An 810-nucleotide genomic window follows, 5' to 3' on the forward strand; every position below is an offset into this window, starting at 1 on the left:
CTCCGGGCAGGTTCGCCGCGATGGCGTCCTTGAGTCCGGTGTGGGCGTCAGAAGTGACCAACCGGACCCCGGCCAGGCCGCGGGCGACCAGGTCGGCGAAGAACTCGTTCCACGCCGCCCCGGTCTCCGAGGTGGCGACCCGCAGGCCCAGGACCTCGCGGTGGCCGTCAGCGTTGACCCCGGTGGCCAGCAGCACCACGGCGTTGACCACGCGCCCGCCCTCGCGGACCTTCATGCTCAGCGCATCGGCGGCCACGAACGTGAACGGGCCGGCCACCCCGAGCGGGCGGTGGCGGAAGGCCTCGACCTGCTCGTCGAGCTCGGTGGCCATCCGGGAGACTTGGGACTTGGACAGGGCGTTGACGCCCAGAGTCTTGACCAGCTTGTCCATCCGTCGGGTCGAGACCCCGGCGAGGTAGCAGTCAGCGACCACGGTGATCAGCGCCGACTCCGCTCTCTTCCTGCGTTCAAGTAGCCAGTCTGGGAAGTACGTGCCCGATCTGAGCTTGGGGATGGCCACGTCCAGGGTGCCGACCCGGGTGTCCAGGTCCCGGTGGCGGTACCCGTTCCGCTGAGCAGTGCGCGAGGAGCTGGGCTTGCCCCATTCGGCACCGACCACCGCGTCGGCATCCGCGGACAGCAAGGTGTTGATCATGGTCTGCAGCAGATGGCGCATCATGTCCGGGGACGCTTCAGACAGGGCTTCTCCGAGCAGGCCGGCAGGGTCGAGAATATGAGGAGCGGTCATCGTGATGACTCCATTCGAGGATTCTGTGGAAGGTTGACTCGACGGATCACACGGTGGCCGCG

1 protein-coding gene is annotated in these 810 nt (G+C 67.7%); it reads right to left on the reverse strand.

The features are described from left to right. A partial coding sequence (locus tag ACTSKS_RS11025) for an IS256 family transposase (protein WP_442927557.1) occupies nt 1-748 on the reverse strand: 748 nt, incomplete at its 3' end. Nucleotides 749-810 lie beyond the last annotated feature (62 nt).

It is taken from the genome of Micrococcus sp. TCR-5 (genome assembly GCF_052220525.1).
Taxonomy (GTDB): Bacteria; Actinomycetota; Actinomycetes; order Actinomycetales; family Micrococcaceae; genus Micrococcus; species Micrococcus luteus.